This window comes from Chryseobacterium sp. TQ-BC-N36, assembly GCF_058382295.1.
In genome coordinates this window covers 1,685,946-1,703,797 of sequence record NZ_CM178175.1, presented here as the reverse complement: position 1 = coordinate 1,703,797, position 17,852 = coordinate 1,685,946, and the positions used below count along the sequence as shown (strand labels likewise).

12 protein-coding genes are annotated in these 17,852 nt (G+C 32.4%); 7 read left to right on the top strand and 5 right to left on the bottom strand.

Translation table 11 applies throughout. The features are described from left to right. Positions 1–624: 624 nt before the first annotated feature. A complete protein-coding gene (locus AC3FI7_RS07665; protein ID WP_343658873.1) occupies positions 625–2,385 on the bottom strand; it encodes a helix-turn-helix domain-containing protein in 1,761 nt (586 codons plus the stop codon). A gap of 277 nt (positions 2,386–2,662) precedes the next feature. On the opposite strand from AC3FI7_RS07665, the gene AC3FI7_RS07660 reads away from it, so the two are divergent. The 6 genes from AC3FI7_RS07660 (at position 2,663) to AC3FI7_RS07635 (ending at position 12,245) form a co-directional block, all read left to right on the top strand. Beyond that, positions 2,663–2,905: a hypothetical protein gene (locus AC3FI7_RS07660; RefSeq protein ID WP_142724488.1), complete on the top strand. Its 243-nt coding sequence runs from the start codon at positions 2,663–2,665 to the stop codon at positions 2,903–2,905. A 79-nt stretch (positions 2,906–2,984) separates the two neighbouring features. Then, positions 2,985–5,357 (top strand): TonB-dependent receptor domain-containing protein, encoded by a 2,373-nt coding sequence (locus AC3FI7_RS07655; RefSeq protein ID WP_142724489.1) that lies wholly within the window; start codon positions 2,985–2,987, stop codon positions 5,355–5,357. A gap of 131 nt (positions 5,358–5,488) precedes the next feature. Beyond that, positions 5,489–5,650, top strand: coding sequence for a class I lanthipeptide (locus AC3FI7_RS07650; RefSeq protein ID WP_142724490.1), 162 nt, complete (start codon positions 5,489–5,491; stop codon positions 5,648–5,650). Positions 5,651–5,743: 93 nt separating this feature from the next. Beyond that, entirely contained in the window at positions 5,744–8,833 is a 3,090-nt protein-coding gene (locus tag AC3FI7_RS07645; RefSeq protein ID WP_142724491.1) for a lantibiotic dehydratase, read from the top strand. Then, a complete protein-coding gene (locus AC3FI7_RS07640; protein WP_172617066.1) occupies positions 8,811–10,043 on the top strand; it encodes a lanthionine synthetase LanC family protein in 1,233 nt (410 codons plus the stop codon). Before AC3FI7_RS07645 ends, AC3FI7_RS07640 begins: the two co-directional genes overlap by 23 nt. A 3-nt stretch (positions 10,044–10,046) precedes the next feature. Then, positions 10,047–12,245 carry a peptidase domain-containing ABC transporter gene (locus AC3FI7_RS07635; RefSeq protein WP_142724493.1) on the top strand — a complete coding sequence of 733 codons (2,199 nt, stop codon included), beginning with the start codon at positions 10,047–10,049 and terminating at the stop codon, positions 12,243–12,245. 908 nt (positions 12,246–13,153) lie between these two features. Here the strand turns inward: AC3FI7_RS07635 and AC3FI7_RS07630 are convergent. The 3 genes from AC3FI7_RS07630 to AC3FI7_RS07620 are packed head-to-tail and all read right to left on the bottom strand — an operon-like array spanning position 13,154 to position 15,824. After that, the gene (locus tag AC3FI7_RS07630) at positions 13,154–13,651 is read right to left on the bottom strand and encodes a hypothetical protein (RefSeq protein WP_343658871.1); all 498 of its coding nucleotides are present in this window, start codon (positions 13,649–13,651) and stop codon (positions 13,154–13,156) included. Between the two features lie 29 nt (positions 13,652–13,680). Then, positions 13,681–14,979, bottom strand: a complete 1,299-nt coding sequence (locus tag AC3FI7_RS07625) for an amidohydrolase family protein (protein ID WP_343658870.1) — start codon at positions 14,977–14,979, stop codon at positions 13,681–13,683. Between the two features lie 11 nt (positions 14,980–14,990). Next, complete coding sequence (locus AC3FI7_RS07620) at positions 14,991–15,824, bottom strand: M14 family metallopeptidase (protein WP_343658869.1); 834 nt, start codon at positions 15,822–15,824, stop codon at positions 14,991–14,993. Positions 15,825–16,834: 1,010 nt separating this feature from the next. Here AC3FI7_RS07620 and AC3FI7_RS07615 point away from each other — a divergent pair. Beyond that, positions 16,835–17,455, top strand: coding sequence for a hypothetical protein (locus tag AC3FI7_RS07615; protein WP_491461758.1), 621 nt, complete (start codon positions 16,835–16,837; stop codon positions 17,453–17,455). Positions 17,456–17,643: 188 nt separating this feature from the next. Here AC3FI7_RS07615 and AC3FI7_RS07610 read toward each other — a convergent pair whose 3' ends face one another. Further along, entirely contained in the window at positions 17,644–17,841 is a 198-nt protein-coding gene (locus AC3FI7_RS07610; protein ID WP_343658867.1) for a YgjP-like metallopeptidase domain-containing protein, read from the bottom strand. Between the last annotated feature and the right edge of the window lie 11 nt (positions 17,842–17,852).

Genomic DNA, 17,852 nt, shown 5'->3' with positions numbered 1-17,852 from the left:
ATACAGATTAATTTAATCAGTATAATTTTCTAAGCAACTACAAGTTGTAAAGACGTCAAGAAGTAAATCATTATGACTAAAATCCTGTCCTTCGGGGAAGCTTTTGATTTCTACTATTGTTCCTGTCTTAAATTCCAATGATATCCACGATGCGCCATGCAGATCAAATTGCGGTGATGAACCGAGGTAGGATTGTAGAACAACGTATACATGAGGAGTTAGTCGTAAAAATAGCTATTATGCTAAACTTTTAGAATCAGATAGGATCTGATTAAAATAGTTGATGTAGAAGAAACTGTATAGTATTCAAGAAAAACATAAATGCTTATCTAGGTGGTTTGATTAGTTGGTTAGAGTCCTGATATTTCTATATCAGAGCTCATTTTTAGAGTGGTATGTTACGTTTTTTAGTAATGTCACATATAAATTTTAAAAATTATTATGTTAAAAAAATATAAAGATAATAAAGGATATATCTAAAAAGTGCATGTTGCCGGTGCACAACTGTGGCTTGAACATATCCCAACTATACATTAAATTTGGGGATAGACTCAAACTTGATAGAGGCTATTAGATTTAGGTTAATTATCCAATGACACAGTTTGAGTTACACTCCCGGATCGATTATATTTTATTTATTTCCTCTTTTCTTTTTTTAATAAAACTTGTAGGTTTAATACCATTAAGCTCGCTAAATAATGCTGTAAAAGTTTGTCTTGAGCTCATTCCACAGTCATTTGCTAAGCCTTCGATAGTATATTCAAGAAATTTAGGGTTTTGGTATAATTCGTGTGTAATGTATTGGATCCTTAGTGTATTTAAGTAAGTATTAAAGTTATTACCTTTGTATTCGTTGATAACCTGTGATAAATATGCTGTGTTTGTATTAAATCTCTTTGACAAATCAGATAAGGTCAATCCTTTTTTTCTAAACTCTTTTTTATTTTCAAATGCTTCAAGTTTACGCAGAATATCTGCTATAATATCTGCCGCTAATGTATTTTTATTTTCTTTTTTCGATTTTGAAAGTTCCTGGTTTTCATTAAATATGGTTTCAGTTCCTTTCTGCTCTTTGATTAATTTCTGTTCAAGTTCTAGGTATTGTTTTTGAACCGCCCTTTGCTTTTTATTTCTATAGAAGAGTATGGCGCTAAGGACTGCTATAATTGCAACTGATCCAAGTAATAATTTTATAGCATTAGAATTTTTGCTTTCTAACTCTATTTGTTTATCTAATAAAGTTTTTGTTTCATATTCCCTGTTGATTTTAGATGATAAATATTTGAAATCCTTTCCTAAAATATTATCAGCCTTCAATAGTTGTTTAGTAAAATAAAGTTCTTTCTGGGGATTGCCCGATTTATGATAATGATCTATCAGAATTTCATAGTTCTCTCTAACTTCGGGAAGAATAAAATTTCTCTTTTGAAATATTGAGTCAACCTTAGTTAGATAGGAGAGTGCTTTCTTTTCTTCATGAATCTGTAAATATGATTTTCCTATATAAAAATAGCAAACTGAAGCCCAGCTGAAGTCATCGATGTTTGTTAATGATGTTAAAGCATTTGAAAGATTTTTTATCGCTTCGTTGTAATTACCTTTGCGGTATTCTGATATTCCTAAACATTTCAAAAAATATGATTTTTCAAGTACGAAATCATTAGACTTCGGTAAGTTAGCTAAGGCATAGCCTATTATTGAGTCACTCTTTTTATAGTTATGTATATTTCTATAGCATACTGCCTGTTGATGAAGACTGTTAAAATATCCTTTCTGGTTGTTAAAGATAGTGATTGGATGGGCATCACTTCTGGCAATATTTTCAAAATAACTGACACATCTTGTAAATAAATTCAGCGCTTCATCGTAATATCCCAAATAGCTTTTAACAACTCCAAGATGATAAATGATAGTATTCTTTAAATATTCGTCTTTTATATCTGTAGAATATTTGTAAGCTTTAAGATATTCATCCAGAGCTGGCTGATACTTTTTGAAGAAAAAATAATATATGATACCCCGAGTGAGATAAGCATTACTTATTAATTCATTATCGTTGGATTTCAGAGAGTAGAGCACACAACTGTCCGCATAGACTATTTTTTTGTTTCTGTCCTTCGTATAAAAGATCAAGTCTTTGTATGCTTGAAAGATATTATGATAATCATTTTGATTTTTTGCCCTTAATAGATAATTTTTAACATGGGGAATTGCCTTTTCGTCATTTTCTTCAAAATTAGCATAGGTATTTCTGAGGTCCATTAAGCTTCCTTGATTAAAATTACTTTTGGTTTGCGCAAATAAGTAAATTGAACAAACCAGAAAGAAAAATATAATTCCGCATTTTCTTAATTCAACCATAAAAAAGAATAGTGTAAGTTCCAAATTTAGCAATTATTGCTATAATAGCCTCCTTTCATCAGCTAAAAATCAATAAAATTTGATAAACCCAATGAACCTCTCCCTATATGATTTATTTCTTTTGTAAAAGGATTTTAATTGTTTGAAATTCAATGTGTTGCTATTGTTTTGATTTAAAAATTATAACAGAATGATTTATAAATTAATACAATGTTTCGAAAAAGCGGAGGGTTCAAATCTCTAATTTAGCACCAAGCTTATTAAAATGTCCGGCGCCGGATAAATTATTGAAATATTAAATATGAAAAGATTTATCCCATTTTTAGCAGCTATAATTATTATAGCATTATTAAACTCTTGTAGCAAGGATGATGAGATGTTTGTTGAAAATCCACATGCTAACCAAGTACTACGATCAGGTAATATCAATATATATGAGAAACCTGCGTCTACTGTTGTAAAAGGTGATAGTACAAAAAGTCATACGAAGGATGAAGTCAAAAACGATCCTGTAAAAAACAGCAATCATTGGCGAATTAAATAAATAGTAGTTTCAGTTAACAATCTTTGCAAAAAATTTTAACTGAATAAAGCTTTTATAAATAACTAATAACTGAACCTTAATGAACCTTACGAAGACGATAATACTTTTTTCAATGTTCTTTGTGTGTTGTAAAGTGGAGCTCGCATATGCTCAACAATACACAATTACCGGAAAAGTGATTGATGGAAAGAGAAAGCCTGTAGAGTTTGCACATGCCAGCCTCTTAAGGAATGATATATTGTATAAGAAAGCTTCGACAGATAGTCTAGGTACTTTTTCATTGAATGCAGAAAAAGGCAGTTATGTGCTGATTTTAGAACAGTTCGGAAAAGAACATCTTAAACAAAAAATAGAAGTAGTCACTAATGCTGAGTTGGGTGAATTGCAGATTGATGGTTCCATTTTAATAGAAGGGGTATCGGTAATAGCAAGACGAAAAATGATTGAGCAAAAAATTGATAGAACTATTTTTAATGTCGAAAACTCAATAGTTTCACAGGGTATGAGCGGTTTGGATGCATTGAAAAATTCTCCTCTAGTTCGTGTCCAAAATGATAATATATCCATTGTAGGAAAGGGTGGAGTATCAATCATGATCAATGAGCGTATGGTGAACCTTTCGGGAAGTGAGTTAACAAACTATCTTCAATCACTCCGTTCGGAGGATATTTCTAAAATTGAAGTTATAACCACGCCACCTTCCAAATATGAGGCACAAGGTAATAGCGGTATTATTAATATTGTTATGAAAAAAAATCCTAATCTTGGATGGAGCGGAAACATAAACAGCTCGTATCAAAGAAACTCTTACAACGGTTTTAGAACGGGTGCAACGATAAACTACAAATCTCATAAAATAAGCACATCGCTTAAAATCAGACAATACGATCTGTCTTTTAAACCAACAGGAACCAGGGATCTGATAGGATCTGAAAATAGTGTATATACAAACGAAACCAGAAAGGATCAGGCGCGATCGGTTGGAGTCAATTATAATTTTGATTACAAAATCAACGATAGGCAGAACATAGGTTTTATATATGATTTTAATACCTCGAGGTACAGTATGGTTGCTGAGGGTGTCAGCATTTATAAGACACAAAGAGTAATTGACTCCAGTTTAATCACCGTTCAAAAGCAGTTATGGAAAACACCCACACATACCTTGAATGTCTATTATGATATTAAATTGGACACTGTAGGTAAGAAGTTAAGTTTTACTGCCAACTATTTGGGTAATAGACCTGATAAAGCAAACGATTTTAACACAGCTAATATTCTTATGAGCAGTAACGAAACAGTTCGCAACATAAGTTTAATGAATTACAAAATTTATTCTGGCCAGGCTGATTTGCTGCTTCCCTTTAAAACCTTAAATATTGAAGCTGGAGCTAAATACACTTTATTTGAAAATAATTCTGATGTGAAGTATTATACATTACACAATTCGGATTATGTTATCAATTCGAACAACAGTAATGTCTTTAATTATAAAGAGCAAAATTTTGCGACTTACATAAGCGTTCAAAAAGATTTTAACAATAGATGGTCTGCAAAAGCGGGCTTAAGATATGAATATACAGCTTTGGAAGGAAACAGTTCCAATCAGGAAAACGGAAAAATAACTAACAATTATGGTAAGGTATTTCCTACTGCATATCTTAGTTTTAAACCAGATGACAACCATGCTTTTTCACTTAATTATGCTAAACGAATTAGTCGTCCGGACTTTCAGGACTTAAATCCTTTCAGATGGTATACAAATCCATATATGTATTTTGCAGGGACACCTTCACTAAGACCCTCTTATAATGATAATGTTGAGTTATCATATTCTTTTAAGGGTAAGCTGACTGCTGCATTGTATAATGAGTACAGCCGTGATAATACTTCAAGCATCGCTCGATTAGAAAATGGGATCTTCAGTAATATTGTTGAAAACAGTTATGATCAGAATAAAATAGGTGTACGGCTTGGTTATTATGATACATTCTTTGGAATTTGGGAAAGCTCTATCAGTTCCAATGCCAATTACGCGGTAACAACGCCTAACATATCTGAAGTTGAGAGATTAAAACTGTTTTCATTTTCATATTCGATCTATAATACTATCACTTTGAATAAAGAAAAAACTTGGTTTTTAATGTTAAATTTCTGGCATGATCTGCCTTTTACCTATGCAAACGTTAAGATGAAGGATCAATTAGATTTCTCACCAGGAGTTAAGGCATCATTTCTTGGTAAGAGGTTAAATATAAGCGCTGTGTTCAGCGATGTTTTTAGGACGCTGAAAAATCAGGGGTATTCATATAACAATGGTTATAGGTCAGAATTCTACAGCTATAATGATTATAGAAAATTCTCAATTAGTATGGCTTATGCTTTTGGAAACAGAAAAGTTAAAGGAACCATTAAAACTGTTGAATTTGACGAATCTTCAAGAGCAAATTAAATCCGATTTCCAGATATAAATCAAATACATTTTTATCTATGATATATAGATAAAGTAGAAAATATACGCGCGTGTGGGAGTAACTCGAAAATCCCTAAAAGAGTAGAGACTAATTTTTAAATTAAACAATCATGAACAAGAAATTCAGTAAATTACAGTTAAACAAGAAGTCGATTGCGAAATTAAACGATCTTCAATTAAACAAAGTAAAAGGAGGTAAACAAGGCGCTGTGGATCACGAGATCCATTGCCATGTTAAAACAGCAACTGTTGTAACAAAGGTTCAAAACTAATTGATCTTTTGGTCCTCCCTAAATAGTAAGGGAGGACCTTTTTCCATATTTTTTTTGCGGTTAATTGGTAATAACAAAAAAATATTAGTAGATATGGCCGATTTAACAACTACAGATTTTTACCTGATCAGAACCCCCCAATTCTCCTTATCCAAACTTTCAGATCTCAACAGACATATTCAAAACGGGGACATACATTCTACAAAAGAAATGTTTAAGGACGATCGTTTTATTAGCAGTATCTATTTCTCGTCCAGATATTTTTATTCTATAGCATTACAATGGATTAACAATGATGAAATAGGCTTTGATAGTATGGATAGAATATTGATAAGCTTATATAAATATTATTGTAGAATATGTTCAAGATCTACGCCTTATGGGTTATTTGCAGGATATTCAGTTGGAGAGATTGTTGAAGATAACTCGGATTTTGAATTTGCAAAACCTAGGACAACGCCTTTCGTAAGGCCGGATATGCTATTTATAAAACGAGTTAAAGATAAGATTCTTAAGGATAATGAAGATAGAGATATATTGTACTTTCCGAACAATACGTTGTATCGTATAGGTGAGAGCTTAAGATATGTAAATTGGGATGATCAGTATAATTATGAAATTTCAGAAATTGAAATGAATGATTTACTGGACAGGATTTTGTCGTCGGCAAAAAAAGGATCAACACTTAGTGAAATATCAAAGCTTATTGAGGAACAAATGCCTCAAGCAGACGGTACTGAAATAAGAGATTTTATTCGAAGTCTCCTTGAAAATAATTTAATTATTGATAGGCTACCTCCGTATTTGACAAGTATTGAAGAACCCATCAATGAAATGAATACATATTTTGAAAAAGTGGGAATCTTTGATGAAAACCTGAAAAATATAGCTCAAGTTATTAACCTTGGCAATTCTGAGATTGATATTAATAAGATTGAAAGCCTTGCTGCTGACTATAAGATTCCCGAAGACGATAATACTCAACTTTTTCAAGTCGATTTAAAAATCAATTTTTCTAAGAACAAGATTAATAAGAAGATACTCAAGACACTTATAGATAGGACTTCTGAGCTATCTAAATTAACTGGTAATTATAGTGACAACAGACTTTTGTCATTTTGTGAAAGTTTCACTCAAAGATTTGGAGAACGGGAAATACCGCTGTCTACAGCTTTAGATCCAATGTTGGGGATTGGTTATGGCCTGCAAACTAGCGGAAATGTAGAAGATACGCCGCTCGTTAATGATATTCTTTTCAGTTACAAACATACAAATAAGAAAGGAGTTGTTGTTCCTCCGATAATTCAGCTTATAATAGAAAAATATATTGATCATTTTAGTCCACACCATTTTAAGCCTATTTGTATTTCAGAGAAAGATTTGGACCAGGTCACCAATGTGCAGGAAGAACTGATATTTCATGATGATTATTGTTTATTTGGCGAACTAGTTTCAGATTCAATTGAAGATCTGGATAATGGTAATTTTAAATTCGTAAGTAAATCTCCATTGCCTACGGCGGGAATGAGTAATCAACTTTCCAGATTCGCTTATTATGACCAGACCCTTCGCAATCACATGGACCGCCTTATAATAAAGGAGGGTGAAGATTATATTTACGCCGAAATCATACACAGCCCGAATGATAGAACGAGAAATGTGCTATTAAGACCTAATTTTTATAATTATGAAATACCTTATGTCTCGAATTCTCAAACTGATCTAGCTCAAATAAATGTTAACGATATTATGGTCACCGTTCGTGATAACCATATTATTTTAAGGTCAGAATTGCTCAATAAAGAGATTCGACCACGTTTATCCTCTTCGTACAATTATGGAAGCAGCCAGCTATCAGTTATAAGATTTTTAGGCGATCTCCAATATCATAATAAGTATAAAGGATTTAGCTGGGATTGGTCTGTTCTTGATCATAGAAGTTATTTGCCAAGAATTGAATATAAGGAAATCATCTTATCGGAAGCAAGATGGAAATTATCACAGAATGTTGTCTCAAGTCGTCAAGAATTAAGAGGATTATTGGGAACACTTGCAATACCTCAATATTGTATATATAAAGATTATGACAATACACTTTTACTGGACATAGGCAATGAAGTTTGTCTAAATATAATTTTAAGTCTAATAAAAAAAAGAGATATATTTTTGTTCGAATGTTTTCATCATTCAAGTTTCATTCAAAATAAAAAAGAGAAGTTTACTTCAGAGGTTATATTCCCGTTAGTTCCGACACTCAGAAAGTCTTCAGCAAAAGATAATATCATCGATAAAATGTTGGATGGTAAAAGCATCATAAACGATTTTTTTCCAGGAGATGAGTGGACCTATTTTAAATTTTATTGCAGCCATTCTACAGGTGATAAAGTAATTCGTGAAGTAATTATTCCGTTTATCAAGCAAACCAAGCAAAAAGAAACTCAATGGTTCTATTTGAGATATGAGGATCCAGAGCATCATATTCGATTTAGGGTAAAAGAGCATCTGACGAAAAAACTGATTCACTCCATAAAATTGCTGATCGCTCCGCTCATTGAGACTGGCTATGTTTTTTCTTATAGTATTGATACTTATCAACGCGAAGTTGAACGATATGGGAGTAAAAACATCTTATTATCCGAAAGGTTATTTTATTATGACAGCGATGCGATTGCAGAATATATAGAATTGACGAAGGATGGGGATGAAGGTACAAGATGGAAGGCAGGCATTATTTCTATTGATATGTTAATGGATAATTTTGAAGTTGACCTGAAAGACCGAATTGATATTTTTGAGAAATTATATAATATTTTTTTGCCAGAGTACGTAGATCTAAGTCAAAATGGCGCAAGGAAAGCCTTTAAAATTTCAATAGAGAAGGAGTTAAGAATGCATAAAAACTTTCTGGACGATAGTATTAGATTAAAAAAATATGGAACATTTGATGACTTTATTGTTCCATTTAAGAATAGAACCAAGAGAATTAATAGCCTCACCAGTTTAATTAGGGGTAATACATCAGGTAATGAAGAATTCATTAAATTACTTCAAAGCTATATACACATGTCATTGAACCGGTTGTTCTTTACGAAAACAAGGATGCATGAATTGGTTATGTATTATTTCATGTACAATACTTATAAATCAATCTTTTATCGAAATGAAACCAAACAAAGAGTGTAAGGTGATTATTTCTGAAATAATTGCAGAGATAGATCAAAACAGTGTCTTATTTAAAGACCCCTCTATTGAAAATGGGAAAATGGGCTTGGCAATTTTCTATTTTTTTTGTCAGAAGTTTTTTGATGATGACAAGTATCAAAAGAAAGCAGAGGAAATGATAGAAGATTCCATTGGTCTGTTAACAGAGATTTCATTAAGCGAGATTTTTTCTCCAAAGTACAGAGGAGATTCCTTATCAAATATAATTTCGAGTTTTGGCAAGGGGCTTATGTTTGTACAGTATCAACTCAATAAAAGTTATGATTTTACAGAATATTATGACATAATAAATAATATACTTTGTAAATTGACTAAGAGCAGCTTAAAAGATCAAGATTTCGACTTTTTTAGTGGTGCATTAAGTTCCGGGCACTATTTTCTTAACAACTTTTATCATACAAAAAATGAGTTTTCAAGAGAAATGCTTCTAGTAATCGTCAAGTCGCTAAAAAAATATGCGATTTCCCATTCTGATAACCAGGTGTACTGGAAATCACCTTTTTATGGCCATCAGATTTATTTAGGAATTTCTCACGGTTCTGCCATGATTATTAACTTCCTTTGCAAGCTTTTTAAAATCGGTTTGCTTACCAAAGACTCTCATGCAGAATTGGTACTGCTGGAAAAGGCGGTAAATTTTGTCCTTGACCAAAAGCGGAATCTCAGCACAGGTTTCTTTCCCAACTTATATGGGGCTGATGGCGAAATCTCGTCAACACAATTTTCATTGTGTTATGGGGATTTAGGAGTCATTTATGCATTGAATAACGCCAGCAAAATTTTAAAAACCGGAAACCTCAGCGATAATATAAATTACTTGACTTATAAATGTTTACAACGAAAGAATGATATAAAATTTACATTTGATGCTACTATTTTCTATGGTGCTGCAGGTATTTATTGTGTTTGTAAGGATATGTACCTAAAAAGTGGAGATAATATTTATAAAAAAGCCTACCAATACTGGTATGACCAGATTACTACTTATCGCGATCCTGACTATCAGGCCATGGCGGGATTTGCTGAATCTTCTATTTATGATGAGGATAAGAACAATGAATCAGTGAAGTGGTCGTATGGATGGGGGATATCTGGTATCGGAATCTGTCTGATGTCGGGGTTAATGCCTGAATTACCATCAATAAGTGAAACTTTATTAATCGGCATTTAAGAAATGAAATTTATAGCACAACATGATCAGATGGACTGCGGGCCTGCTTGTCTGGCAATGATATCTGCATTTTATGGCAAGGAGTTCGGTTTACAATATCTTCGAGACAGAAGCTTTATAACGAGAGATGGGGTTTCATTATTGGGTATTAAAGAAGCTGCTGAAAAAATCGGGTTTGAATGTTTTGCTTCTAGCCTCGGTATAGAGGATTTAGATGGCAATATGTTGCCCTGTATACTACATTGGGACCAAAATCACTTTGTAGTGCTGCATAAAATCAAACGGAAAAGATCGGGACAACTCAGCTTTAAAGTTGCTGATCCGGGCCACGGTTTGTTATCATTAAACGAAGAAAATTTCAAAAAATCCTGGCTTTCGGATGAATACTGTGGTATAGCTCTCTTTCTGGAGCCTACAGAAAAATTTCATGAGTATAAAGTTCCTGAGGAGCAAAATCTAAGCCTCAAATATCTTCTCCGCTATCTGAGACCGCACAGACGTCAAATGCTGCTCATGTTTTTATTTCTATTTTTAGGAACGGTAACTACTTTATTCTTTCCTATCCTGACTCAGAAACTTATTGACAGGGGAGTAAATGCAAAGGATATGAACTTCATCGTTTACGTTCTATTAGCTCAATTATCATTGTTCATTGGTAATATTATCTTTGGTGTATTTCGCGATTGGGTTATGCTGACTGTGGGTACGAAAATTAACATTCAAATTATATCAGATTTTTTCAGAAAACTGCTAGAATTGCCTGTTAGTTTTTTTGAAACTAAAATAATGGGTGATTTTAATCAACGTATTCAAGACCATGACAGGATTGAGAAATTTCTAACATCGCAAAGTTTGCTTACACTCTTCTCAATAGTTACTTTTTCAGTTTTTTTCGGCATATTATGGTACTACGACTATCGTATTTTAATAGTATATATATTTCTTACTGCGGTAGCGGTCATGTGGTCTTTGTTTTGGCTTAATAAAAGAAAAATACTGGATTACTTTCTTTTTCGACAAAAGAGTGAAAATCAGGAAGCTATTTATGAGATTATAAATGGAGTAACTGAACTAAAACTAAATCAATTTGAAGAAGCAAAACGTAAACAATGGGAATCGATTCAGCTAAAACTGTTTAAGATCAATAGTCGTATCTTAAAGATAGACCAGATACAATACTCTGGCTTTGAGTTTATCAATCAATTAAAGAATATTATAGTAACTTTTTTGGCTGCATCATTTGTAGTTTCCGAACACATGACTTTAGGCGCATTATTAAGTGTGTCTTACATCATCGGTCAGATGAATAGTCCGATTAACCAGTTAATAATCTTTTTTAAATCATTGCAGGATGCAAAGCTGAGTATAGTCAGGCTTAATGAAGTGCAAAACCATCAGGCGGAGGAACAGGAGTACCTAAGGCCCCTGAATGTCAAAGATCGCGACCAAAATGATCTTAGACCAGCTGGAATCAAATTAAATGATGTCTCTTTTCAATATGAAGGCCCCAAATCTCCATTTGTACTTAAAAATGTGAATATTGAAATACCTGAAGGAAAAGTTACTGCCATAGTTGGTGCAAGTGGAAGCGGGAAAAGTACTCTTTTAAAATTGCTGTTAAGATTCTACGACCCTGTTGCTGGAGACATACATTTTAATGAAAATAATATACTTTCGTTATCACCAAAGAGTATAAGGAAAAACTCAGGAGTAGTTATGCAGGATGGTTACATATTTTCGGATACTATTGAAAAAAATATTACCACAGGACATGAACATGTAGATATAGCTCAATTAGAGCATGCGATTCAAGTAGCTAATATCGGAGCTTTTATTGAAGGATTACCATTAGGGATCAACACGAAAATAGGTGCAGCAGGAAATGGTATTTCTGGAGGGCAAAAGCAACGTTTGTTAATCGCAAGAGCTGTGTATAAAGATCCACATTTTATATTTTTTGATGAAGCTACCTCGGCCTTAGATGCAAATAATGAGAAGGTTATTCATGATAATTTGCAGAAATTTTTTAGTGGAAAAACCGTTGTGATTATAGCACATCGTCTTTCCACGGTTAAAAATGCGGATCAGATTGTTGTTTTGAAAAACGGGGAAGTAGTGGAGCAAGGTCATCATGGAGATCTTGTATCTTTTAAGCGTGAGTATTATGGTTTGGTTAAGAATCAACTAGAACTGGGTGACTAACTTTTATACAATGTTGACTTCAAAATAGATCTAAACACCTATTTCAAAATCAATATACCGCTATATAGTTACGCAGGTTTTATAACGTAGAGTTATGTTTATTTTTTCAGTCAAAGAGTTATAATAGGTTTTAAAAAGATAATAGACAATTTAACGCACGAATTTTTTATAAGAAGATTGTTTGACTTGCGATAGATTTCAATATGGTGCTAACAAAGATATGTTGGAGTGCTTAACAGTTGATTACCAGTATTAACAATTAGTTGCTAACCTTTAATTTAGGAACAGGAATAGGGCTAAGGTACAGATTTATTGAAAATCTGGAAGTCAATGTTCGTCGTTATGTGGTAGGATTTAATGAGTATATTAAAATGCTATAAGATGCATGTTAAAGACTATAATGATTCTATGTAGATACGAATGTCTTGAAGCCACCGAATAGCGAATTTATTTCTATATCAAGCAATTTTGTGTTTAGAACGTTTTTTGTGTAACTAAATCTCTATTTAGTGAAGTACGAAAAATGGCAGAGCCAGTGTTATCAATAACTAATTGGTATTCATGTAGCCAGGTCATCAACGAATACATAGGTAAATAACTTTAATAACCTTAAACCCAATTAAATCGCTCATTAGTTGTAGCAAAATAGGAAATTTCTAGATTATACTATTTAGAGTTTAGCTAATGACGGTGGCATGAATTCGAGACAATCGTCAACAAAAGTTACTAATAATTGTTAAAAATAACATTGAAATTTTCCGATGAATAGCAATTAGTTTAAGAGTAGTTACCACCCGATAATCAATTATCATCTTGTGTTGCTAAAAAATTATTTTTCCACAGCTGCTGTAAGATCAGAAATGTCCAAAGTTGTCAATGCTTTGTCAATGCCAAGGTACAATTCGCCATCAGCTACTTTTGTTATGCGCGGTTAAATATCCGTCGGCCTGATTTAACTGGATTTGTCTGATTTCCTGATTTAGCCATCTATAGATTGTCTCATAATCAGTGTCGCTTTTCGCATGGGAGAATTTTAATTTAGCTTCATTAATCAAATATTTACACTCAATTCTGGCTTGCTCTCTTAATTCTTCTTTTTTCTTATATCCTTTTTGACTCGAATAAATCAGTAGAAAAGAAGAGACCAACGGAAGAATAAAAGTCAAAACTTTAAATACAATTGCCAAATCAAAAGCTATTGAAACCATCTCTTTTACTCCAAGTAAAATAGTTGTTAAAAATCCTGTAGCTGTAATCCAAATAAAGAAATGATTATTGACTTTTTCATACTTTTCTGATTCATCTAAATATGAATTGTAGTATTCCTTATCAATATAATCGATAAAAGATTTAGTCGCAGACTGTGGATTTTCCGACGACCAATCATGACTGTTTTTTGATTCCATGGTTATATAGTTTTTTATATCATTTAGGTTTATCCAAACAAATATTTTTTAGGATTATCAATCGTCAAGAGCTCACTTAATTTCAATCCCGAAAAATTATCATCAATAATGGTTAAGAATTCTCTTTGTTCTTTTAACAAATCCCCTTCTTTACTGACCACCCAATAGTCGGTTCCGAAAAGTGTACGTTCTCTAATTATCTGATCTGTACCAAGTACTTCTCTTAAGTTTTTAGAAAGGTTCGTTTCAATCAGGTTATAAGAAAAATCTGCATAAACATTTTCATAATTCTGCATAAAGTCAAAAATAGTTTCCTTTCTAGTCTGTCCATTATAGATAACTTTAGAAGGCTTACTCCATGTTTCATATCCTCCGAAATGTGCAATGTTCAGTTTTAATTTTGGAAATTTTTCCAATACAAAAGACCATCTTTTGGGATCGTTTAATGAATAGCCGACTTCCTTTCTGTTCATTTTTGTGTGTAAAACCTTTTTGTCACCTTCATATATTGTTAAATCATTTACTATATCTGTTGTAATGGATTCCCCTCCACAATGTGAAAGCACAGGAATTTTGTATTTTTCACAAATTTCATAAATAGGCCATAGCCTGTAATCACAAGGGTCATATCCTAATGCAGGATAGATTTTTATCCCGAAGAAAGGACGGTGTTGGGAGAAAGCAAGATTAAACAAGGAATAGAGATTTTCTTTATCAGATTCCAGATCGGCACGTCTGGGGTCACATACAAAAAATGGTAAAACCGGATGTTTTTCTGAAAGTAACTTAAGCTCAGCTACTTGTTCATATAAACTCTTTTTAAGTTTTACACCCCAACCCATTTCCAAATCCATCATCAGAGCTGTAACAATTACTTTTTTATTATCAATTATTTTTGATAAAGAAAAGTTCTCGAGGTAATAGTCATAAACTTCTTCCATTGTTTTAAATCCCAGAAATTTTCTGGCTTTATAAATATCAATAATCCCCTTTGTAGTTTGTGTTTGCATTAAAGCGGGATTTTCTTGGAGTTTTTCTTTAAGCTCATCTTCCCAGTTCTCATCGTTATCCTGAATCTCGCTATATGCCTGTTCAATAGATAGGTCCGAATAGGTTTCTAATCCTGATTTCAATCCTATTAAATCTTTTAGCATCCTGATTATAAAATAAGATTTATTAATACATTTTATATCAAACAAATGAGTGTGAACATCTATGCAAAAATCTCCGTTCAGTATGTTCTTTGCTTTTTCGGATGCTCTTTCTAACGGATTATCAGTCAGATGCCCCAAATTAACTCTCTCTGAAAATTCTTTTTGGTAATTCATGGTATAAGATTTTAAGTTATTCTAGCTGTTTTTAGAAATTTGAATGAAAAACTATCTTTCAGTCCTTCAAAATTTATTTTTTCCATACTTGTTTCATGGGCTTTTTCATAAATGTCACTATTTTCCAATGAATGATCATTAATATATCTGAAGAAGTATTCTGTATACTGTGTTGCAGTGGCTATATCAACTTTTGAATTGACACATACAACATTTTTGCCCGCTTCTGTTATTGATTCTCCCAATGTCAAAGATTCACATGCACTGAGAACCACACACTCAGTATATTCACTCCTTTTATTAAAAAACTTGACAAATTCCGTGTTCAGATACTCCTCACATCTCCCTGCTTTATCCTTGAGATATAATCCATATTTGGTTCCATGACATGAAATATAAATAATTTCTGGTTTTACCAAGTCCCATTTATCTATAAAACTGGAAATGTCTGGAGTTTCTACACGCTCCAGCATCAGGTATTTGCTACTAAGCACTTTCTCTAGATCAGAAAATTCATTTTCAATATCAATTCTTCCTAAGTTGTCGCATTCGGAACCTATATACAGGATATTTCTGGTCAACAATCTTTCCACTTCTTCAAGTGCTTTTTGATTACTGGATACCAAATCCAGAAGATTTTTTAATGTTATACGCTCTTCATCATTAATAAAGGAATTATAAATTAATGGATTATCCAAATCAAGATTATGTTTTATATCTGAAAACCCCCAGCCATTTTCAACTGAGTTTAAAATTTTCGGAATGTTTCTGAGGTCATATTTGTTCCCACTTGCGGCAAGAAGTTTAGAGTTCAGTTTGTTAACTTGTTTTTCTATTTTTATCATAAAAAAAGGATTTGAATTAATTGAAATGATCTAACTATGTCAGCTTAAAGTACTTATATCCCAAATAGGAATTTGGTTGAGTGTCGAAAAGGAAAGGTGTTATTTGCGCCTAAAGTTTATAGCTAAAAAGTATTTTTTTCATGTTATTTAGTTTTATATAAAGATATTAATTTAAGTATACTCCTTGCAATCACTATTTTGTGTAATATAATATTAAAAAGAGATCATCTGCTCTACGCTTTTTTCAATCTTCTCATCATAATGCTGCTTCCACATGTTGCTATAAATTTCGTTATGAAGATTTTTAAAATCTTTAGTTAAAACGAACATTGATCAATCTTTGCTGCTACCCTAAGATTATCTAAGATCATTTTTAGAATAAATAAAGAGATTACAATTCCATGTTCGCATCATAATCCAATTGAAAATATCTCTTCAAGGCTTCTTCTAATGTCAAAAGAATCTTACTTGAATTCAATATTTTAGGAATTGAATTAATATTTTCGGCATTCGTAATACTATTCAATATCAAAGGTTAAATCTTTATTTTATCAGAATATTAATAGCTGCCTTTTATTAATTCAGCAATTTCAATAGCAATTTCCTCTACAGTAAAGTTTGCGGTATTTCTTGCAACTCTATCCGCAATAGATGGAGAATAGTTAACAATTTCCTTCTTTGTTATGTTGTGCCAAATAGGAAGTGTAGCTGTAATTATAGATGGGAGTACTTAACCGCTAAGTGAATGTTGCAAACAGAAATCAGGATAAAAATAGTCTCTGTGAAAGATTGATGGTAAACTTTTTCTTTATAAATAGTGGTTTAAGTTAAAGAAAATTAAGTGATTATGTTATTTATTCTTTGGTTAGTGAAAAAATATTTACTATTTTTAAACATATTTAATCAAAAAAGCTAATATTATGAAAAGTTTATTTAAACTAGTTACAACATTAATGTGCTGTGTCATTATCACATCTTGTGAACAGGAAATTTTGAAAAATTCAGATTCATTGTCAGAACCGTTAACCACCGGAAAGACCGCTGCAAAAACAAATCATATTGATTTAAACGTCGATGAAAGAGGTTATCTGATATTTCAGAATGAAAATGAGGTTGAAACTTACATTGATTACATTACAAGCCACGGACCAGATGAAGTGCTTGATCTATTCAATCAGTATAATTTCCAGCCTTTGAATAGTACAGACTATAATATGAATGACAATCCAGAAAAATTTACTTTTAATCATGCTGGCCTGATTCAGATTGCCAATACTGTTTTTAAAATTTCTGACGATGGATTTTATTTGCTGAGTGCAAAAAAAGATTTTATGACTGATGATGGCATTTACCAGATGATGGCAGCTGGAGAATATCAGCCACAGCTCATGAACAGATTTTCGATTTTTAAAGATCGTGGAAATTTGGATTTCAACATTCTTGATATTGTAGAGGGGGAGCCTTCAGGCATCAATGAAGAGGATCCGCCAATGGTCACAATGGGGAAATTCTGGGGACGTGAAAAACATCCCCAGCCTTGCAATGGTATGGGAAAACGTTGGGTTAATGTAACATACAGAATATTATGGATGAGAGCTTGGGAAACCGGGTACTTTGAAGATTGCAATTAATCCGCAAATCAAAATACACTTAAGTAAAATATAAAAGAGGGTCAAACGATCCTCTTTTATATTTAAGCCTATTAATAAGCTAGTTATTTTGTTAGATAGTAGATTGCCACTAAACAGTAAGGTCTAAATTTACCGTCAGTTTTGCTCTGCCACATTTGGAGTTCCTTTAAGAAGGATTAAGTAGCTAATTAATATGTCCAATTTCCGTGACTTACTGGCAAATTATTTAGCTCCTCTTTTATTTGCTTCCAGCTAGGTAGAAATGTATCCATGTAATATAAAAAACGTTCATTATGATGTCTTTCTAATAGATGTATCATTTCATGAACTATGATGTATTCTAAACAGCTTACAGGTTTTTTAGCAAGTTCAAGATTTACCCACACTTTCTTTTTTT